This is a genomic window from Streptomyces sp. NPDC028308, from assembly GCF_055565855.1.
The window spans coordinates 233828-251872 of sequence record NZ_JBVHTO010000010.1 but is presented as its reverse complement, the minus strand read 5'-3'; the positions used below and the strand labels follow the sequence as shown (position 1 = coordinate 251872).

Annotated in this window: 19 protein-coding genes, 1 tRNA gene and 1 pseudogene; 9 read left to right on the top strand and 12 right to left on the bottom strand. The window is 71.3% G+C overall.

Annotation, left to right across the window (positions count from 1 at the left end):
* Window positions 1-40: 40 nt before the first annotated feature.
* A complete protein-coding gene (locus ACZ4VA_RS24215; protein ID WP_468082498.1) occupies window positions 41-1954 on the top strand; it encodes an MFS transporter in 1914 nt (637 codons plus the stop codon).
* 163 nt (window positions 1955-2117) lie between these two features.
* Here ACZ4VA_RS24215 and ACZ4VA_RS24210 read toward each other — a convergent pair whose 3' ends face one another.
* The 3 genes from ACZ4VA_RS24210 to ACZ4VA_RS24200 form a co-directional block, all read right to left on the bottom strand.
* Entirely contained in the window at window positions 2118-3011 is an 894-nt protein-coding gene (locus tag ACZ4VA_RS24210; protein WP_452921375.1) for a MerR family transcriptional regulator, read from the bottom strand.
* Between the two features lie 121 nt (window positions 3012-3132).
* Window positions 3133-3639: a glutathione peroxidase gene (locus tag ACZ4VA_RS24205; RefSeq protein ID WP_355783530.1), complete on the bottom strand. Its 507-nt coding sequence runs from the start codon at window positions 3637-3639 to the stop codon at window positions 3133-3135.
* A gap of 47 nt (window positions 3640-3686) precedes the next feature.
* Window positions 3687-4721, bottom strand: coding sequence for a helix-turn-helix domain-containing protein (locus ACZ4VA_RS24200; RefSeq protein WP_356163909.1), 1035 nt, complete (start codon window positions 4719-4721; stop codon window positions 3687-3689).
* Window positions 4722-4798: 77 nt separating this feature from the next.
* Here ACZ4VA_RS24200 and ACZ4VA_RS24195 point away from each other — a divergent pair, with 77 nt between their 5' ends.
* Window positions 4799-6031, top strand: coding sequence for an MFS transporter (locus ACZ4VA_RS24195; RefSeq protein ID WP_356239382.1), 1233 nt, complete (start codon window positions 4799-4801; stop codon window positions 6029-6031).
* On the opposite strand, the gene ACZ4VA_RS24190 is transcribed toward ACZ4VA_RS24195, so the two are convergent.
* Window positions 5933-6187 carry a DUF397 domain-containing protein gene (locus ACZ4VA_RS24190; RefSeq protein WP_468082547.1) on the bottom strand — a complete coding sequence of 85 codons (255 nt, stop codon included), beginning with the start codon at window positions 6185-6187 and terminating at the stop codon, window positions 5933-5935. The genes ACZ4VA_RS24195 and ACZ4VA_RS24190 overlap by 99 nt on opposite strands.
* Entirely contained in the window at window positions 6109-6933 is an 825-nt protein-coding gene (locus ACZ4VA_RS24185; protein WP_468082497.1) for a helix-turn-helix domain-containing protein, read from the bottom strand. The genes ACZ4VA_RS24190 and ACZ4VA_RS24185 overlap by 79 nt, the downstream gene beginning before the upstream one ends.
* Before the next feature lie 85 nt (window positions 6934-7018).
* Between ACZ4VA_RS24185 and ACZ4VA_RS24180 the strand changes: the two genes are divergently transcribed.
* The 3 genes from ACZ4VA_RS24180 to ACZ4VA_RS24170 all read left to right on the top strand — a co-directional run bounded on the left by ACZ4VA_RS24180 (window position 7019) and on the right by ACZ4VA_RS24170 (window position 9154).
* Window positions 7019-7492, top strand: coding sequence for an ATP-binding protein (locus ACZ4VA_RS24180; RefSeq protein WP_389390832.1), 474 nt, complete (start codon window positions 7019-7021; stop codon window positions 7490-7492).
* A 111-nt stretch (window positions 7493-7603) separates the two neighbouring features.
* Window positions 7604-8101: a DUF4234 domain-containing protein gene (locus tag ACZ4VA_RS24175; protein ID WP_356163911.1), complete on the top strand. Its 498-nt coding sequence runs from the start codon at window positions 7604-7606 to the stop codon at window positions 8099-8101.
* A gap of 219 nt (window positions 8102-8320) precedes the next feature.
* Window positions 8321-9154 carry a hypothetical protein gene (locus ACZ4VA_RS24170; protein ID WP_468082496.1) on the top strand — a complete coding sequence of 278 codons (834 nt, stop codon included), beginning with the start codon at window positions 8321-8323 and terminating at the stop codon, window positions 9152-9154.
* 91 nt (window positions 9155-9245) lie between these two features.
* Here ACZ4VA_RS24170 and ACZ4VA_RS24165 read toward each other — a convergent pair whose 3' ends face one another.
* The 4 genes from ACZ4VA_RS24165 to ACZ4VA_RS24150 all read right to left on the bottom strand — a co-directional run bounded on the left by ACZ4VA_RS24165 (window position 9246) and on the right by ACZ4VA_RS24150 (window position 11815).
* On the bottom strand, window positions 9246-9680 hold the full coding sequence (locus tag ACZ4VA_RS24165) for a VOC family protein (protein ID WP_468082495.1): 435 nt from the start codon (window positions 9678-9680) through the stop codon (window positions 9246-9248).
* Between the two features lie 41 nt (window positions 9681-9721).
* The gene (locus tag ACZ4VA_RS24160) at window positions 9722-10300 is read right to left on the bottom strand and encodes a GNAT family N-acetyltransferase (RefSeq protein ID WP_468082494.1); all 579 of its coding nucleotides are present in this window, start codon (window positions 10298-10300) and stop codon (window positions 9722-9724) included.
* Between the two features lie 128 nt (window positions 10301-10428).
* The gene (locus ACZ4VA_RS24155) at window positions 10429-11202 is read right to left on the bottom strand and encodes a polysaccharide deacetylase family protein (protein WP_468082493.1); all 774 of its coding nucleotides are present in this window, start codon (window positions 11200-11202) and stop codon (window positions 10429-10431) included.
* Between the two features lie 259 nt (window positions 11203-11461).
* Entirely contained in the window at window positions 11462-11815 is a 354-nt protein-coding gene (locus tag ACZ4VA_RS24150; RefSeq protein WP_468082492.1) for a hypothetical protein, read from the bottom strand.
* 252 nt (window positions 11816-12067) lie between these two features.
* Between ACZ4VA_RS24150 and ACZ4VA_RS24145 the strand changes: the two genes are divergently transcribed.
* Window positions 12068-12310, top strand: coding sequence for a hypothetical protein (locus ACZ4VA_RS24145; RefSeq protein ID WP_468082491.1), 243 nt, complete (start codon window positions 12068-12070; stop codon window positions 12308-12310).
* A 133-nt stretch (window positions 12311-12443) separates the two neighbouring features.
* Window positions 12444-13088, top strand: coding sequence for a DUF6000 family protein (locus ACZ4VA_RS24140; protein WP_452920750.1), 645 nt, complete (start codon window positions 12444-12446; stop codon window positions 13086-13088).
* A 433-nt stretch (window positions 13089-13521) separates the two neighbouring features.
* Here ACZ4VA_RS24140 and ACZ4VA_RS24135 read toward each other — a convergent pair whose 3' ends face one another.
* A complete protein-coding gene (locus ACZ4VA_RS24135; RefSeq protein WP_356163916.1) occupies window positions 13522-13935 on the bottom strand; it encodes a hypothetical protein in 414 nt (137 codons plus the stop codon).
* Between the two features lie 174 nt (window positions 13936-14109).
* On the opposite strand from ACZ4VA_RS24135, the pseudogene ACZ4VA_RS24130 reads away from it, so the two are divergent.
* Window positions 14110-14244, top strand: a pseudogene (locus tag ACZ4VA_RS24130) (site-specific integrase); the annotation flags it as partial.
* A gap of 71 nt (window positions 14245-14315) precedes the next feature.
* Here ACZ4VA_RS24130 and ACZ4VA_RS24125 read toward each other — a convergent pair.
* Window positions 14316-14388: transfer RNA gene (locus tag ACZ4VA_RS24125), tRNA-Arg, on the bottom strand.
* Window positions 14389-14876: 488 nt separating this feature from the next.
* Between ACZ4VA_RS24125 and ACZ4VA_RS24120 the strand changes: the two genes are divergently transcribed.
* Window positions 14877-15674: a TetR family transcriptional regulator gene (locus ACZ4VA_RS24120; protein WP_468082490.1), complete on the top strand. Its 798-nt coding sequence runs from the start codon at window positions 14877-14879 to the stop codon at window positions 15672-15674.
* 267 nt (window positions 15675-15941) lie between these two features.
* Here ACZ4VA_RS24120 and ACZ4VA_RS24115 read toward each other — a convergent pair whose 3' ends face one another.
* Entirely contained in the window at window positions 15942-17858 is a 1917-nt protein-coding gene (locus ACZ4VA_RS24115) for an IclR family transcriptional regulator domain-containing protein (protein WP_388905006.1), read from the bottom strand.
* Window positions 17859-18045 lie beyond the last annotated feature (187 nt).

The following is an 18045-nucleotide window of genomic DNA, read 5'->3' as shown; positions in this document are numbered from 1 at the left end:
CGGCCGAGAATGCGGAACGGGACACGGGGAGTGCCTTCAGGTGGCCACAGCGGAGCCGACACACGCCGACGACGCCAAGCCGGACCCAGACTCCGGCCCGCGAATACCGCTGTCCGCCGACCGTCAGGACCGGCCCGGCGCGGACGCCGGTCCCACCCGGGACACCGCTCCCGCGACCCCCGAGCCCGCTCCCGAGGCGGCCTCCGACCCGGACCCCGGGTCCGCTCCGGCCGGCCCGTCCGGCGGCCGTCTCGACTTCGCACTGCGGCACCCCGTCGCCCTCATGACCCTGCTCGCCGGGGTCCTCCATCTCGTCTGGTTCTTCACGTTCGCCAACAGTGGCGGGGACCTCGCGGCCCAGGACGCGTGGGCCGAGTTCGTGGGCCGGCACCCCGACTCGGCGTACAACCTGGCCTGGTACGGCGGCATGCACCCGGTGTCGTACAGCGTGGTGTCGCCGTATCTGATGTCCGTGCTCGGTGTGCGGACGACGATGATGATCGCCGGGACGGTCTCGGCCGCGCTGCTCACGATGATCCTGATCCGCAGCCGGGCGGTACGGAACCCGCTGTGGCCCGCGCTGGCGGGCGTCTTCGCGCTGCTGTGCAACGCCGCGTCGGGCCGGGTGACCTTCGGCCTCGGCATGGTGTTCGGCCTCGGCGCCACCGCCGTCGTCTTCTGCTGGCCCCATCGCTGGCGCTACAAGCGCTGGGCGAAGGCGCTCTGCGCGGCTCCGCTCGCCGCTCTCGCGACCGCCGCCTCGCCCGTCGCCGGTCTCTTCGTCGGACTGGTCGCCGTCGCCCTCTTCCTCCAGAAGCGGCGCCCCGGCGCGTGGGCGCTGGGCATCGCCCCGGCCCTCGTGGTGGCGGTGTCCGCCTGGCTGTTCCCGTTCTCCGGGACCCAGCCGATGGGCTTCGGCTCGGTCGTGCTGCCGTTCCTCTCCGCCGTCGGCGTCTTCGCGCTGGTGCCGAAGGAGTGGAAGACGGTACGGATCACCTCGGCGGTGTACGGGCTCTCCGTGCTGCTGGTCTGGCTGATCAACTCCCAGATCGGCTCCAACATCACGCGTCTCGCGATGCTCTTCACCGGGGTCGCGCTGATCGCCGCGCTGCCGTTCACGGCACCGCGCAGCCGCAAGTGGTACGCGATCGTCCTGGCCTCCGCGGTGTTCACCGGCTGGATCGGCTTCAAGTCGGTCGACGACATCGTGCACACCACGCCCACGGCGTCCTGGGCCCGCGAACTGGCGCCCCTGGTGAACGAGCTCCAGGAGGTCGGCGCCGAGCGGGGCCGCGTCGAGGTCGTCCCGGCGCGCTCGCACCGCGAGGCCTCGGCGCTCGCCCCGTACGTGAACCTCGCCCGCGGCTGGAACCGGCAGGCGGACATGGAGCGCAACCCGCTCTTCTACGACGACACCCTCAACTCGGCGAACTACCACGAGTGGCTACAGCGCTGGGCCGTCCACTACGTGGTGCTGCCCAAGGACGAGCCGGACGGCGACGGCGGCGAGCGCGAGCGGGAACTGGTCCAGCGGGGCATGCCCTACCTGAAGCAGATCTGGGGCGACGCGAACTGGCAGCTTTTCGAGGTGACCGACCCGACGCCGCTGGCCGACCCGCCGGCCGTCGTGGACCGGGCCGAGCAGGGCGAGCTGACGATCGAGGTGCGCAAGCCGGGCCGGGTGCTCATCCGGATCCCGTACTCCCCGTGGCTGGGGCTCGTCGACGCCGAGGGACGGAGCATCAAGGCGCCCAAGGAGACGGAGGAGTCCAAGCACCGGGAGGAAGGGACGCCGAAGTCCTTCGACAACGTCCACGGCTGCCTCATGGAGGCAGAGGAGGACGCCGCCGGCGACAAGTGGACGGAACTCCTGGCCCCGTCCCCGGGCACCTACCGCCTGGCGGCCCCTTACCAGCTCCCCCGAGGCACCCCGTGCCCGGAGGAACTCCGCTGACCCGAATCGCCTTTCCGCGGTTCGGGGAGCGGAGCCCCGGGGCCGAAATTCAGCCCCTCCAGCGTTTGAGGAGCGGGTTCCGGGGCGGAGCCCCGTGTCGGGACGGGCAGGGGCGGAGGGGGCGAAGAACTCCGGCGTCACGTCACCCCGGGGTCACCGGACGTCACGGGGCGACGGAGTCACCGGCACCGGTCCCACCGTCCCCACGGGGAATGACAGGAAACGCCACGTCACACACCGCGTCCTCGGGCCCCGCCGAGTCCCAGTCGGCGAAATACACCTCCCGGCAGGGACCCCCGTACTCCAGCCCCCGCTCCCGCATCCACACCTCGACCGCCTCGAACGCGGCGAGAATCTGCGGATAGGCGACCTGCGCCTTGGTGATCCGGGCGTACGCGAGCCGCCGGGCGGGCTCGACCCGCACCCGCGTCCCCCAAGCCCGCCCGTGCAGCTCCGCCCACTCCCGAGCGGCCCCCTCGTCCGCCACGGGCACGCAGGACTCGACGGGCCCGTCGCTCTCCTGCGACACCTCGGAGTGGTAGACGACGAACGGCGCCGCGACCACCCCGCCGCACGCGCGCGCCCCCTCCTCCAGCCGCCCGAGCGACGCCCCGATCCACGCGGGCAACTCGTCGGCGAGCGTGTGCCGCGTCTGCGTGAGCACCACCCGCTCGGGTACCTCCACCGTCTCGACCACGAACGTTCCGTACATCTCGGAATCCCTTCCCGACAGCCGTCCACGGAGGTACGCGGCGAGCGTCCGCTGCGAGGCGAACCGCTCCTCGGCGTCGGCCCAGTACGCGGCGAGCCGCTCCGACCCCTCGGCCCCGTCCGCCTCGACGACCTCCGCGATGCGCGCGAGCGGCATGTCGAGGCGGCGCAGCAGCGCGACCGTACGGGCCCGCTCGGCCTGGTCGGCGCGGTAGTAGCGGTAGCCGCTGACCTCGTCGACGTGCGCCGGGGTCAGCAGTCCGAGCCGGTCGTACAGCCGCAGCGCCTTCGGCGAGAGCCGCGCGCGGGCGGCGAACGCGCCGATCGTGAGCAGTTCCTGGGGCACGGGCCTGTCCTCCGTCACCGGGCGCCCTCCGCCCGGTGGGAGCACGATGACCCCTGCCCCAGGGGCAAGGTCGACACGGCGGACACGACGGAGGGCGCGAGGGCTACGCGGGCCACTAGGGCTACGGCAGGGCCTTCTCCACCGCGGCCACCAGCTCGGGCGACTCCGGCTCGGTCTGCGGCGAGAACCGCGCGAGCACCTCGCCGCCGGGCCCGACCAGGAACTTCTCGAAGTTCCAGCGGATGTCCCCGGTGTGGCCCTCGGCGTCCGCGGTGTCCACCAGCAGCCCGTACAGCGGGTGCCTGCCGTCGCCGTTCACCTCGGCCTTCTCGGTCATCGGGAAGGTCACGCCGTACGTGGCCGAGCAGAACTCGGCGATCTCCTCGGAGGACCCGGGCTCCTGCCCGAGGAACTGGTTGCAGGGCACGCCGAGCACGGTGAACCCCTGGTCCGCGTACCGCTCGTGCAGCCGCTCCAGACCCGCGTACTGCGGGGTGAGCCCGCACTTGGAGGCGACGTTCACGACGAGGACGGCCTTGCCGCGGTACTGGGAGAGGTCCGCGGAACCGCCCTGGAGGGCGCCGATCTCCACGTCGAACACAGAATCGAAAGTGTCAGGAGTAGTCATCCTGGGATGCTAGCCCCGCCAGGTGACACGTCCGCACCCGCCGGGGGTCAGCCCTCTCGCTGGGCCCGCACGAGGACCTCGCCCGCGGGCGTCCGGTAGTAGAGCACCGACCGCCCCGCCCGCCGCCGCTCGACCAGCCGCGCGTCCAGCAGCACCCGCAGATGGCGCCCGACCGAACCGAGGCCCTGCCCGGTCACCGCGACCAGCTGGCTCGTGCTCATCGGGGAGCCGAGCAGGACGAGGACACCCGCCCGGGCCGGACCGAGCAGCCCGCCCAGGCTCTCCGGCACCGACGCGGACCCCGTCCGCACGAGCGCCCCAGAGCACGGGTACACGACGGCGTACCGGTGCGGCTCCTCCCACGACACCCAGCCGTGCCGCTGCGCCGTGATGGGCACGAAGAACAGCTCGGCGCCGGAGATCTCGCGGGGCGGGTACTCGTGGCGGTTGACCTGGAGCCGGTTCTCGCCGAGCCAGCGCGTCCCGGGCCGCAGCGTGTCCAGCGCCGCGGCCCACCCGCCCTGGCCGAGCTGCGCCGTGCGGGAGACGACGTCGGCCTCCAGGACGCGCCGGCGACGCTCCCAGTACGGGCGTACGGCCTCGGTCCACACGTAGGTGAGCAGGTCGGCCGCGCGCGCGGGCAGGTCGTCCCGCTCCAGCGCGGCCGGCAGCGGACCGCGCAGCGCCGTCCGGAGGTGGGCGCGCGCCGCCACCGGCGACGCCTCCCGCACCCGTACGACCTCGTCCTCGAAGTCCTCGGCGTCCCCGGACAGCCCGCCCGCCCTCGCCGTGCCCGCCCCGGACGCTGGGGAGCGCCCGGCGGCCCGCCCCCGGGGCGTCGGCGTCAGGAAGTCGGCGATCCACTCCGGGCCGAGTCCGGAGCGGACGAGCAGCGCGGTGACGGGATCGGCGGCCAGCCGCTCCCGGTACGCGGGCAGATGGGCGTCCAGCCAGGCGTGCTCACCGGGGTGCGCCCCCACGCCCGCGTGCAGGACCTTCAGGGAGCCGAAGGTCTCGGCCAGCGGCGACAGCACGAAACGGCTCCCGGCCAGGGTGTCGGCGTTCACCTGCCACCAGCCCACGCCCGCCCCCGTCCCGTCGGTTTCGCCCAGGCGCGAAACAGTAACGGCCTGCCCGGGGCCCGTCCCAGACTCCGCCCATGCGCACCTACTCCGACCTCTTCCGCACCCCGGAGTTCACCCCGCTCTTCCTGGCCTCCGCGCTCAGGTCGGCGGGCCAGACGGTCAGCGGACTGGCCCTCGGCACACTCGTGTACGAGGCCACCGACTCGCCGCTGCTCTCCGCCCTCAGCATGTTCGGCCCGTCGCTGGCCCAGGTGCTCGGCGCGACCACGCTGCTCTCGGCGGCGGACCGGCTGCGGCCCCGCGCCACCCTGACCGGCATCGCACTCGCCTTCGCGGCCGGTACGGCGGTCCTGGCGATCCCCGGACTCCCGGTGTGGGGCGCCCTCGTGCTGGTCTTCGGCCTCGGCCTGGTCGCCTCGCTCGGCGGCGGCGTCACCTGGGGCCTGCTGAACGAGATCCTGACCAGGGACGGCTACCTGCTGGGCCGCTCCGTCTTCAACATGATGAACGGCCTCACCCAGATCCTGGGGTACGCGACCGGCGGAGTCCTGGTGGCCGTGCTCTCGCCGCGCAGCACGCTGGCCGTCGCCGCCGGGCTGTACCTGGTGACGGCGCTCGTCTCCCGCCTCGGGCTGAGCCGCCGCGAGCCCCGGACCGCGGGCCGCCCCTCCGTGCGGGAGACCTGGCGCACCAACGCCCGGCTCTGGTCGTCCGGCCCGCGCCGGCGCGTCTACCTGCTCCTGTGGATCCCCAACGGCCTGGTCGTCGGCTGCGAATCCCTCTTCGTCCCGTACGCCCCGGCCCACGCGGGCCTGCTGTTCGCCATGGGGGCCCTCGGCATGCTCGTCGGGGACGTGACGGTCGGCCGCTTCCTGCCGCCCCGGGTGCGCGCGCGGCTCGGCATCCCGTTCCTGCTCCTGCTCGCGGGCCCGTACCTGCTCTTCGTACTGCGCCCGGGGACGGCGGTGGCGGCGGCCTGTGTCGCCGTGGCCTCCGTGGGCTTCGGCGCGAGCCTGATCCAGCAGGAACGGCTGATGGCGCTCACGCCGGACGAACTGAGCGGTCACGCCCTCGGACTGCACTCCTCGGGCATGGTCACGATGCAGGGAGTGAGCGCGGCGCTGGCGGGCACGGTTGCCCAACTGACCTCGGCGGCCACGGGGATGACGGTGATGGCCGCCGCGTCGGTCGCGGTGACGCTCGCCCTGTCAGCCGCGGGCAAGCGTGAGGAACGCCGTCCAGGTGGCGGGCGCGACCCGGAAGACCGGACCGTCGGGGGTCTTCGAGTCGCGGACGTGGACGGCTGAGGGGAGGGTGGCGACCTCGATGCAGTTGCCGCCCTGCTCTGTGCTGTAGCTGGACTTGACCCACTGCAGTGCGGTGCTCATCGCTCTCCTAGCAATCGGTCCAACAGGCCCATGGACTCCGCCGGGTTGAGTGCCTGTGTCCGCAGCATCGCATATTTGCGCTCCAGGAGGGACACCTCGTCGGGCTGAGCGATCAGCCATCCCCTGCGCTGGCCTTCGACGTACGCGATGCGCTGGTGGTCTGGGGTCTCGATGAGGACGAAGGGCCCGGAAAGCCCGGCGTGGAAGTCCCTCCCGAGCGGCATCACTTGGAGCGTGACGGCCGACAGTGCGGCGGACTCGCGGAGGCGCCGCAACTGCTCGGTGTATACGGGGGCGCCACCGAGCCGGTCCATCAAGGTCGCCTCGGAGATGATGAAGCAAGCAGTCGGCGGGTCCGCGCGTTCGAGGATCTCCTGGCGGGCGACGCGAGCTGTGACGCGCTGAGTGACCTCGTCCTCGGTGAGGGGCGGCACCTCGTTCCGAAAGATCGCTCGGGCGTAGGCCGGGCACTGCAGAAGGCCGGGGAACGCCTGGTTCTCGTAAGACGAGATGGCGATGGCCTCCCGCTCCAGATCCATGTACTCCTCGGCCCAGCGGGGGAACAGGTCCACCTCGGGCATGTGCTCCAGGGCGGCCGACAAGACGCCCTTCGTGTCGAGGACTTGGTCGAGCAGACCGGCGAAGTCCTCCTTGAGCGGGCGCCTGCCCTGCTCGATGGAGGCGATGGTCTCCTCGTCCACGAGGGCCCGCTCGGCGAGCGAACGCTGGGTGAAACCGGCGGCCCGCCGCAGGACACCCAATTGCGCGCCGACCATCTTCATCGCTGACGCGTTCTTGCGCGAACGCTTCCTGGAGTTCATACGGTCCAACTCCCCCTCACGGCACGTACGTCCACCGCGGGGAACCCGTACAAGAAATCTGTACGGGTCCACTCACTGCTCCATCATGACCACGGAGCGTCACTCTCGTCACGTGAACAACGAAACCGCTCACAGCCCTCGCGAGCGCTTCTACCGGCGTGAACGCCGATCGGTGCCGGCCGCACGGGAGTTCACGAGGGCCGCGCTGTCGGACTGGGGAGTGCCGCCGGGCGCGTACGACGACATCCTGCTCTGCGCGGGCGAGCTGACCACGAACGCCCTGGTGCACGGCGTACCGCCCGGCCGGGGCCTGCGGCTGAGGCTAGTTCCGTGCGGCGACCTGCTGCGCGTCGAGGTCCACGACAGCGGCGGCGGCGAGCCGAGGGTGACGGCGCCGGCGGGGGAGTCGGGGCGGGGGCTGCTCCTGGTCGCGGCGCTGGCGGACAAGTGGGGTGTGGCGCACCGGAATCCCGGCAAGATCGTGTGGTGCGAGTTCTCCGGTGCCCTCCGGCCGCCGCACGACCCGTCCGGCGCCCGGCCGGGCATGCGTCGAGCTTGATCACGATCGGGTGACGAACCGTCACTTGAAGCCACAACTACTTCACGCCATCTTCACGCCCCTGGCATGCTGCTCCAGCTGATCCCAGCACCAGCCAATGGAGCCCGCCACATGAGTGACATCCAGCCCACCACCGACGCCGGCCTGAGTGCCGCGAACCCGGCCGGTGGCACTGTCGCCCCCGCCGCCCCCGCGCCCGTCGCGCACCTGACCGGCCTGGCCATGAAGCGCCGGGGCCCCGTCGCCGCGTGGCTCGGCCTGCCGCTGATCACCCTCGGCATCTACCAGCTGGTCTGGTACTACAAGATCCACAAGGAGCTGAAGGAGTTCGACAACCGCCAGGCCCTCAACCCCGCCGGCAGCGTGCTGGTCATGATCTTCCTGGGCTGGACCCTCATCGCCCCGCTGGTCTCCTTCCACAACACCGGCAAGGCCATAGCCAAGGCCCAGCGCGCGGCCGGCCTGCCGGTGACGTGCAGCCCCGCCGCGAGCATGTGGCTGGCCTTCGTCTTCGGCCTGAACACCTGGTACATGCAGCGCCAGCTCAACCTGATCACCGCCGCGTACCCGGGCGTCGAGCCCGGCGCCGGCGTGTCGCTGGCGGCCTGATCTCCCCCGCGCGGAGCCCCGGCGTCCGGCCACGGACGACCGGGACTCCGCGTTGTCGGCGATGGCCGATTCACGCCGTTCGGAGGACGCCGGGTCACCGGCTCGGCAGCTCCGGTCACCGGAGCCCCCCAGGGCGTACGGCACCGGTCGGCCCGGTGGCTGCTAGAGTCCCGCTCTTCGCCGGGCGCGCCCGGACGGAGTCCCACGGCAGGTCGCCCGATGACCGTTCCCCACACCCCCGATCCACTCGCGGCATGGCGCCGGGCGCTCACCGAGGCGGACCGGATCTTCGCCGCAACGCCCCTGCTGGAAGCCCCGGTTGACGGCTGCACCCACTGTTACCCCGAGTCGGAGCTGCACCTCCTCGGCGGTGACCCCGACGCCGTACCGGACGACCTCCTCGGTTGCTTCATGCGCGAGGTCCCCAGCCATTGGGACCCGGACCAGTACTCCGTACTGTGGCGGCGCCTCATGCCCCGCGCGCTGCGTCACTGGGGACCGGACGGCGAGGCCGTCGACCCGGCCGCGGAGATCGGCCATCTCGGTGCGGACGGCGCCGGGTTCGCGCACTGGCCGGTGCCCGAGCGCGCCGTGACACTGCGGGCCTTCGGGGCCCTGCTGGGCATCGCGCTGACCGACGGCGGCGCGGCCGGGGACATCACCGGTCTCCTCGAAGGCATCGCGCACGCGACCGGCGACCTGGACCCCTGGCTGGCACACATCTCCGGCCTCTCGGGCCCCGGCACGGACGCCGGCCTGGTCCGCCTCGCCTTCGACTGGGCGACCGATCTGCTCTGGGACGAGTTCAGGTTCTCCTGGTGGTACGACGGCGACCCCCGGACGATCGCCACCTGGCTGCCCGCCCAAGGCCCCCGCGTGGCAGCCTTCGCCGCGGCTCACCCCGGGTGCAAGACAGCCAAGGACACCTTGGCCGCCCTCGACGCCCTCACGGCGGACGACCACAGCCCGTGGCTCTACCCGCGCGCCTTCGACAGGTGCCTGAGACTGCTCCCTCAGCCGGACGCACGCGACCTTGCGGGAAACGCCCCGTGAGGGCGCGTAGGGCGTGGCACGCTCACCCGGCGTACGGGGCGGCAGGCCCCCCGGCGTGCGGCTTGGCACGCTCACCCCGGCGTGCGGGGCGTCACGCCGGGGTGGCGCCGACGCAGAACTCGTTGCCCTCGGGGTCGGCCATCACGACGTGATGCCCGTCGAACTCCTCCAGGACGGAGGCGCCCGCGCCCACCAGACGCTCGGACTCGCCCCTGATCCGCGCCCACCGCTCCTCGGGACCGCCGTGCCCCGGCACCCGGACGTCGATGTGGAGCCGGTTCTTGGCCGTCTTCGGCTCAGGGACCTTGAGGATGCAGAGCCGGGGCCCGACGCCGTCGGGGTCGCAGAGCCAGGCCCCGTCGTCCACCGAGTCGTCGGCGGGCAGCCCGAAACCCGCGTGCCACTCCTCACGGGTCGCGAAGGGCGCGGGCGGCGGCTCGTCGACGTACCCGATAGCCGTCTTCCAGAAACGCCGCAGGAGCTGCGCGTCGGCGCAGTCGAGGGTGAGATCGATGGTGACCGCCATGCCAGGACGGTACTGCCCGCCTACGACAACGGAACCGGCCGTCACCCTCGGCGGGAGCCCGGACCGCCGTCCTCAAACGACTGCCGGTCGAGGCCCCACGTCTGGAGGGCGAAGGGCCGCCCCTTCTCCTCGCCCGTGATGAGCGGAACGTCGAGCAGGCGGAACCCCGCCTTGGTGGCCACGGCGACACTGGCGTCGTTCTCGGCCTCCAGCTCCAGGATCACCCGCTCCGAACCGAGCTGCTCGAAGGCGTACGCGGCCATCACCCGCACCGCCCGCACGGCCAGCCCCTGCCCGCGGTGGGCGGGTCCGACGGCGTAGCCGATCTCCGTACCCTCGGGGGCCCGCCGCAGCATCACCTCGCCGAGCGGCGCGCCACCGTCGAGGGTGATGGCGAGCAGGATCGCCGTACCCTCCGCACGCAGCTGCCGGTCCTTCGCCAGCCGCGTCCGGGCGGCCACCTCGTCGAAGGGCGAGACGATGGGCGTCCAGTAGGCGATGTCGGGATGGTCGAACAGCCCCGGCATCGCGGCGATGTCGCCCTCCGTCCAGTCACGCAGGACGAGCCCCTCCCCGGCCAACTCGATCCGCGCGGGAAAGGGCGACGTGCTGCTGCTCATGATGGGGACCTCTCTGACCCGGCCAGGACGACGCAGGATAACCGGCACGGAACCGGGACCGGCGCGGAGCAGGCCGCACCGCGCGGACGCCGTACGGAGGGAGGCCGGACGGCCGGCGGGCCGGGGGCTCAGCGGACGGGGAAGCCGAAGGAGTACCCCTGCTCCTTGAGCCGGGGGAGGATCCGGCGCAGGGCCTCGACGGTCTGGGAACGGTCGCCGCCCGCGTCGTGGAAGAGGAGCGTCGGCCCATTGGGCAACTCCCGCTCGACGGTGGCCACGATGGCGTCGGTACCGGGCCGCTCGAAGTCCTTGGTGTCCACGTTCCAGCCCAGTGGGCGCATCCCCCGGGAGGCGGCCAGCTTGCGGCTGTACGGGGTGAACGCGCCGCCGGGCGCCCGGTAGTACATCGGCCGCACACCGCCGGACGCCTTGGTGATCATGCGCTCGGCGTCGAGGATCTGCTGGGACTGGTAGGTCTGGGACCGCTTGTCCATGGAGGTGTCGTGGGAGACGGAGTGGTCGCACAGCCGGTGCCCCGCCGCGACCACCTTCTTCACCAGGTCCGGGTGGGCCTGCGCCTGCGTCCCCACCATGCAGAACGTGGCCTTGACCCCGTACTCCCGCAGCACGTCCAGCATTTGGGGGGTCCACTCGGGGTCGGGGCCGTCGTCGATGGTGATGTTGACGCCGCGGGCCCCCTTGTCGGAGGCGTGCACGATGCTCACCGCGACCGGCTTGCCGTGGTTGCCCGCGGTGTCCGACGCGGCGGGCTTGCGCGGGGAACCGCCGACCGCACCGGCCTGCGCGGTCCACACCGAGGCACCGGCGGCGAGCAGGGTCACCCCGAGCGCCGCCCCGACGACCTTGCCGTACCAGCCCCGCGCGTTGCCATGCCGTGCCATGTCCGCCCCCGATTCCCGCAGTCCCTAGCCGCCCCTGAATGACCAGGCGCCACCACCCAGGACGACAGAAGAAGCCGAAGGGATCCCCCCGTTACAGATCGCGCACAATCCCGCAGAGGCCCGGGGACAACCGGGCGGGGGAACGGCCGATCCGAAGGACGCGGGAGAGGGCCACCGCGCTCCTCAACTACGTTCGGACGACGCCGTAATGACGCTGCGCAGCGCAGTGGACACTCCACCGGGACAGGACAACTGAGGCTCAGTCGCTCTCGGCGTTTTCGGCCTCACGCTGCCGCGCGGCTCGCTTCGCTGCCATGTTCCGGGCGTGGGCTTCGCGTCGCAGCCGGCGTTCGTAGTCGGCGATCTGACGACTCACGGGGGCGCAGGTGGCGGTTCGGACCAGCCGCTCGTTCTCCCTGTCCACCAGGAAGGGACCGTTGCCTCCCAGCCGGGGGCGCCTTCCGTTCTCACCGTCCCGGACCGCGCCCCAGTAGAAGATCCACCCGAACGGCAGGTCTTCCACCCGCAGAATCCCAAGCTCGAACTCCACGCTCCCTGTTACGACTTCGACCTCGGCAAGCACCAGCCGACGCGCATCCTCCTCGGTCAACATCACCCGATGATGACATGACGCCCACACGCCGGAACGGCTCTGCTTCACGTAATCGACCTGGGCGTGCAGCCCACTTCAGCCTCCTGGGCCGACCGGTCGTGAACCGTGCTGGATGAGAGGGAAACCGAGACGGGCCGTGGCCCACATCCCCCAACAGGGTGATGGGCTGCTGGTTCCCCGTCGGTGATCACTTCGGCACCCTTACGGTGCGTCTCACGTTTGCACGCCCAGCACATCGAGGAGACGACGCCAATGGCGACAGCGCCGGACCAGCAACCTGCCCAGCCCCAGCCCTACGGGCAGCCTCCGACGATCATCATCCACAACAACAACTCCGCCGTGGCGTCTTCCGCAGCAGTCGTCGGCGGTACGGGCTTCAGACGCCGGCGTCAGTCGCTGTGGGTCCACTTCTGGCTCCTCATTCTCACCGCCGGCATCGGCAACGTCTTTTACGCGATGCACGTGAATCGTTGGAACCAAGACCGGGGTCTCTGACATCTGGTGTCGTCTCTTGTCGGGGTGTCGGTGCCGCTGAGCCAGGGCTTCGATACCTGACCGGGCTGCTGTCAACTCGACCGCGTCGGCCGGATCACTGGTCTGGGAGCTTCGTCAGTACGAGGATGCCGGTATGCGTCGCACCGGTGAGGAGCGTGAGCAACTCAAGCTGATCCGCCGGTATGTCACGCCCGGCCTTCGGTATCTCAAGCTCGGTGGCGCTCTTCTCGCTATGAGTGGGCGTGAGCGGGACAAGTTCATGCGGAAGCTGGGCAGGGCTGCTGGTGACATCAGCCATCGTGAGCTGGGTGTGCTGCTCGACCGAGGATGGCGCGAGTGCACGACGGCGGCCTGGCTCATCGCCGTCGCCGGCAGAACCGAGTTTCGGGAACGTCTCGGCGAACTCCTGCTCGCCAGTCAAGGGCCCTGGGCGGGCCAGGCGTACTGCGTCGCCCTGGCCTCCTTCGGTACCTCGGCCGACGCCGACATCCTGAGCGCCTACCTCGACCGCTACCTGCTTCGCCCTGACCTCTCCTACGACCAGACGGACGCTCTCGGCGCGCTCTTGCTGCTCGACGCCAGACTCCAGACCGACCACGCGGCCAGGTTCCTTGCCCCGGACGGACTCTGGCAGCAGTGGATCGATGGACCACCCAGCAACGAACGCGGCACCCCCGACGAATACCGTGAGTTCATCGAGATGCTCTGCGCTTTCGCCGACGAAAGCGCGAGGTACTGCCCGACACGAAAGCACGGCGCGACCTCTCACCAGAGGTAATCACTACCGCAGAGCACCCTCAGCCTGGGCAGCACGCCGAGCTGAGTGTTGCTGTGATGCAAGCTCCTCAGAGGCCGCGTAGTGCCTCGTAGAGGTCGTCGTAGGCTTGCCAACAGTCGATGCTGCTGTCGTCGTACAGGCTGCCCATGTACCAGTCGTCGTCATCGGTAGGCTTCACCAGACACAGGCTGCGAAACCCGATAACGATCTCTGGGTGTGGCATCTCGTGGGCCTTGCTACAGCCGACCCACATCACCGGCCGATCGGGATCCAGGGCGACAGCCTCTCGGTCCCCCGATACCTCGCGGATCTGCTGAAGAGTCCATCGGGGGAGCCGTGCCTCTGCCATCCCTAGATGATCTCAATCGCCAGGCCGGGGGCTTGCTTCAGCCTGCACTGCTCGGTGATCGCTGCCTGGTTGCCCTACTTCGAGTCAGACTTGGTCGAGACCTGTCTGTCCTGCTTCACCTTGGGGGGCACTGTGGTCGGCGGCGCGGAACTCGTCCAGCAACTCGAAGAACAGCTCCATGGCAGGCACGTCGATCTCCTCTGCCCTGCGCTCGATCTCGACCGCCCAACCCAGCGCGCTGGGGTAGGCCATCTCCAGACACTTCCAGACCCACTGGGCGAACGGCCCTAGGCTCCCGGTTTCAAGGTTGCAATCCTCGTTGATGGCGTGCACTCCGAGGGCCGCTGTGTAGCCGATCAGCATGGACTCCAGATGAAGAAGCGACTGGCCTCGCACCCACATGCTTGGACGCAGCCTGACCTCATCCAGAAAGCCGTACAAATCCGTCAACTCGTTGAGCTGTCTGGGCCTGCGCGCGACTTCCCCTGCCTCCGTCATAAGTCAACCTTAGTGGGGCTGGCGTCTCTGAGGGTGACCGCCGTGGAGGGGCTCAAAGTCGTATGCACAGGGCGGTAGTTCGGCGCCCTCAAGGTGTACGAATGGCAGGAAGATCACCGGCCGCGAGCGCCCAAGTGGCGTCAGTCGTGGCACGCAGGACCGAGCCGATGCAGCGTCGTGATGCAGATTCCTGGGAACGGTCAGAACGGCATAACCATGGACGCGTACACGCACGTCGTACAGGACACTCAGCGCGAGATGATCAGCCACACGGATCGCTTGCTCATGCCGACGGCCGGTTGCGCGTGACCGCCCTCTTTGATGCCAAAGGGAAATGGTGATGGCCCCGGACCATGATCGGCCCGGGGCCATCACCCATGTGCCCCCGGCAGGATTCGAACCTGCGACACCCGCTTTAGGAGAGCGGTGCTCTATCCCCTGAGCTACGAAGGCGTGCGGATCTCCGTGGAGACCCGGCGACTAGCCTAGCGGATGGCGGCTCCGGTCGAGGGGGCAGTCCGAGGCGTGTGCGCCGCTGACGCCAAGGTCGTTGAAGACCCCCTGACTTGGGCGGGGCCATGCGGTGCATCGACCGAGCCGGCGGGGTGCCTTGGTGCGCGCGTGCCGCCGGTAGTCGTCGTGCCGCACCACCGCCGGGGCCACTACGGGATCCACGACGCAAGCCCCAATCGCCCCACCAGCCTCCGCTGCACCGCCGCTCTCCCGCGCCCCGGGCCCCGCGCCCTCCTCCCCACCCTGAGCCATGTCCAAGTCTGTTCCTTCCGTGTCGCCGCCTGTCCTTCGCGGCGCTGAGCGGGGCGTTTTCTGCGGGGGTCCAGTGGAGGCCCATCGACCTTCGAGTGGAGATTGAGGCCCCGCAGCCTAAACCGCATGGACGGTTTGTTACCCTCATCGAGTCTCCGGTGAGAATGGGAGCCCCGATGGCCAAGCAGGAGCGCGCGGTCCGTACCCGCAACGCGTTGATCGAGTCCGCCGCCCAGCTCTTCGACCAGGAGGGTTTCGAGGTGGTCACCCTGGCCGCCATCAGTGCCCGGGCCGGAGTCAGCAACGGCGCGCTGCACTTCCATTTCGCCAGCAAGGCGGCCCTCGCCGACGCCGTGGGCCGGGCCGCCGCCCAACGCCTCGAACGCATCACGGGAGTAGGTGAGGGCTCCGGAGGCGGGGGAGCACCGCATACGGCCGGGTCGGCCGGCCCGCCGCGAGGGGGCGGAACCGATTCCCCTGGCGGCGGGTCCCTTCAGGTTCTGGTCGACGCCTCCCACGCCCTGCTCCACGGGCTGAGTCACGACGTCGTGCTCCGAGCAGGGTTCGCATTGACCGGAGGGGCGGATTCCGTCACCGGTGGCGATCATCTGCATCGCCATTGGCACGAGTACGTCATCGACATACTCGGCCGCGCCGACCGCGAGAGCGTGCTGGCCAAGGACGTGTCCGCGCGGGATGCCGCGTCCACCATCGTCGCCGCCGTCGTCGGCTTCGAGACCCTCGGCGCCCGCGACGAGCGGTGGCTCTCCCGGAACACCCTCACCCGGTTCTGGACGCTGCTGCTGCCCCGGCTCGCCGCCTCGGCCGTCCTCGCGGGGTTGGACGCCTCCGGGCGGTCCCCGGCCGGCAACTCCGGCGCCCCCGGCAGCCCCGGTGCCCATGGCACCCCCGCCCCACCGAACGACCCCACAGGACGCCCCTACCGCGGCACCCCCGGCAACGGACCCTTATAACCACCCGACAGGACATCGGCGCGACGGAATCCACAGAGTCGGCGGAATCCACAAAGTCGGCGGAATCCACGGCATCAACGGAATCGACGGCATCTACGGAATGAGGCCCCGTCCGCCGGTGCCTACCGCCGGACCGTCAGCCTCACGCACCTGGCGTGCCCCCGCCCGCCCGGCGCGCCCCCGCCCGGCGCCCCGCCCGCCCGATGCGCGTCCCCACCCGGGCGTCCGCCCCCGGCCACGGACGCGCACCCCCACACCCACACCCCCTTAAACCCGAGACACCCGCCGGAACCTCCCCGCCACCCGCAGGTCCGTCTCGATTCGGGTTGCCGCCGTGTGGAGTTCGGGGAGTACCTCCGTCACGCACTGCTCCGCCGTGCGGCGGCTGCTGTGCATCGCGACGTTCACGGCGGCCACGACCCGGCCCCCGCCGTCGCGTACCGGTACGGCGATGGAGCGCAGGCCCTCCTCCAGTTCCTCGTCGACCAGGGCGTACCCCTCGGCGCGTACGCGGTCCAGGGCCGCCCGTAGCTGCGCGGGCTCGGTGATCGTGCGCGGGGTCAGGCGGGCTGCCTCCGGGAGCACCGGGTCCGGGAGGTCCGCCAGCATCGCCCGGCCCAGCGAGGTCGCGTACGCGGGCAGCCGGGTGCCGACGGTGACGTTGACGCTCATCACGCGGCGGGTGGCGACCCGTGCCGTGTACTGGATGTCGTCGCCCGCCAGGATCGCCAGCGACGCCGAGTCCTGGAGGTGCTGGGACAGGGCGGTGAGGTGAGGCGTCGCGATCTGGGGGAGGGACAGCCGGGACAGCGGGGGATAGCCGAGGCCGAGGACGCGCGGGGTCAGCCCGAAGAAGCGGTCGCGGGCGGTGACGTAGCCGAGGTGTTCCAGGGTGATGAGGGCGCGGCGGGCCGTGGCCCGGGCGAGCCCCGTAGCCTGCGCGACCTCCGAGAGCGTCAGCTCCGCGCGGCCGTCCCCGAACGCCGTGAACACCGTCAGCCCGCGGGCCAGCGACTCGATGAAGTCGCGGCCCAGCTCCTGCTTCGAGGCCCCCGTCCACGTGGCGAGTCCGGTGCGTGCGGCCGGCCCGGCGGACGGGGTGTGCCGCAGCTCCTGTTCCCCGGCCTCCACGCCGGTCCGCGCCCCCTGTTCCCCGGCCTCGGCGGCGGTCCGCAGCTCCTGTTCCCCGGCCTCCACGCCGGTCCGCGGCCCCCGTTCCTCGGGCTCGACGGCGGTCCGCAGGCCCCGTTCCCCCGCCTCGGCGGCGATCCGCAGCTCCCGTTCCATCGCCTCCACGGCGGTCCGCAGCCGGGGGAGCAGCGTGTCCCGCAGGTCCGCGGCGGTGTGCCGACTGGTGTGGCTGACCACGCTGACGACGCAGGCGATACGGCCGGAGCCCGGATCGCACACCGGCACGGAGAGGGCGACCAGGCCCTGCTCGATGAGCTGGTCGTCCAGGGACCAGCCGGACTCCCGGGCCGCCGCCGTACGCCGTTCGAAGTCGTCCCCGAGGGCGGGGTCGCGCCGGGGCGCGGTGCCGTTCACCGGGGTGTCGGTGGGCGCTTGTGCCGCCCGGTGGTCCGTGCCGTCGCGGTCGTCGTCGTCGGCGTCGACGATCGGGCGGCTCCTGGCCGGTACCGCCGGGAAGCCGCGGTCCTCCGGGTCGGCGGCCCGGCGGGCGTGCCAGTGGGCCCATTCCGCGGGGCCCCACTCGGTGGCGAAGAGCGGGCCCGGCGCGGTGCGCTCCACCGGGAGCAGGTCGCCGATGCGGAAGCTGAGGGACATCGCGCGGCGGCGGGTGGCCTGGTGGATGAACCGGATGCCGTCGAGGTCGCCGACGGCCAGCGACACCGACTCGTCGAGTTCGTCGGCGAGCGCGTCCGCGTGGGCGCCGAGCAGGCGGGGGAGGCGCAGCGCGGCGAGGTAGGCGTTGCCGAGCTCCATGAGGCGTGGCGCGAGGACGGCGTCACGGCCGTCGAGGCGTACGTATCCCATGCGCGCGAGGGTGGCCGTGATCCGGTCGACGGTGGACCGGGCGAGCCCCGTGGCCCGTTCCAGACCGCTGAGACTGGACGCCCCGTCGGCATCGGTCAGCCGCCGCAGTACGGCGATGCCGCGCATCAGGGGGGCGACGGCCTCGGCGGGTACGGGGGTGTCGAGTGCCGGCGAGACGTTCGATGGCATGGAAGCTCTCCGTTGCGGATCTCGGATGAGACACCGTAATGCTTGCCCGGTCGCCCCAGCAGGTCGAAGACGCCCGGCCACGGGTTTCAGTCGCCGCCCCCACGGCTGCCCTCCCTACGGCTCCCCTCCTCACGGCTGCCCCCTCCACGGATGCCCTCCCTACGGCCACCGCCTCCACGGCTGCCGT

What these genes read in the sequence shown, in the direction of transcription:
- ACZ4VA_RS24205 (WP_355783530.1), bottom strand. Translation starts at nt 3,639, where the DNA reads ATGACTACTCCTGACACTTTCGATTCTGTGTTCGACGTGGAGATCGGC.
- ACZ4VA_RS24195 (WP_356239382.1), top strand. Translation starts at nt 4,799, where the DNA reads ATGCGCACCTACTCCGACCTCTTCCGCACCCCGGAGTTCACCCCGCTC.
- ACZ4VA_RS24185 (WP_468082497.1), bottom strand. Translation starts at nt 6,933, where the DNA reads ATGAACTCCAGGAAGCGTTCGCGCAAGAACGCGTCAGCGATGAAGATG.
- ACZ4VA_RS24180 (WP_389390832.1), top strand. Translation starts at nt 7,019, where the DNA reads ATGACCACGGAGCGTCACTCTCGTCACGTGAACAACGAAACCGCTCAC.
- ACZ4VA_RS24175 (WP_356163911.1), top strand. Translation starts at nt 7,604, where the DNA reads ATGAGTGACATCCAGCCCACCACCGACGCCGGCCTGAGTGCCGCGAAC.
- ACZ4VA_RS24170 (WP_468082496.1), top strand. Translation starts at nt 8,321, where the DNA reads ATGACCGTTCCCCACACCCCCGATCCACTCGCGGCATGGCGCCGGGCG.
- ACZ4VA_RS24165 (WP_468082495.1), bottom strand. Translation starts at nt 9,680, where the DNA reads ATGGCGGTCACCATCGATCTCACCCTCGACTGCGCCGACGCGCAGCTC.
- ACZ4VA_RS24160 (WP_468082494.1), bottom strand. Translation starts at nt 10,300, where the DNA reads ATGAGCAGCAGCACGTCGCCCTTTCCCGCGCGGATCGAGTTGGCCGGG.
- ACZ4VA_RS24155 (WP_468082493.1), bottom strand. Translation starts at nt 11,202, where the DNA reads ATGGCACGGCATGGCAACGCGCGGGGCTGGTACGGCAAGGTCGTCGGG.
- ACZ4VA_RS24150 (WP_468082492.1), bottom strand. Translation starts at nt 11,815, where the DNA reads ATGTTGACCGAGGAGGATGCGCGTCGGCTGGTGCTTGCCGAGGTCGAA.
- ACZ4VA_RS24145 (WP_468082491.1), top strand. Translation starts at nt 12,068, where the DNA reads ATGGCGACAGCGCCGGACCAGCAACCTGCCCAGCCCCAGCCCTACGGG.
- ACZ4VA_RS24140 (WP_452920750.1), top strand. Translation starts at nt 12,444, where the DNA reads ATGCGTCGCACCGGTGAGGAGCGTGAGCAACTCAAGCTGATCCGCCGG.
- ACZ4VA_RS24135 (WP_356163916.1), bottom strand. Translation starts at nt 13,935, where the DNA reads ATGACGGAGGCAGGGGAAGTCGCGCGCAGGCCCAGACAGCTCAACGAG.
- ACZ4VA_RS24120 (WP_468082490.1), top strand. Translation starts at nt 14,877, where the DNA reads ATGGCCAAGCAGGAGCGCGCGGTCCGTACCCGCAACGCGTTGATCGAG.
- ACZ4VA_RS24115 (WP_388905006.1), bottom strand. Translation starts at nt 17,858, where the DNA reads ATGCCATCGAACGTCTCGCCGGCACTCGACACCCCCGTACCCGCCGAG.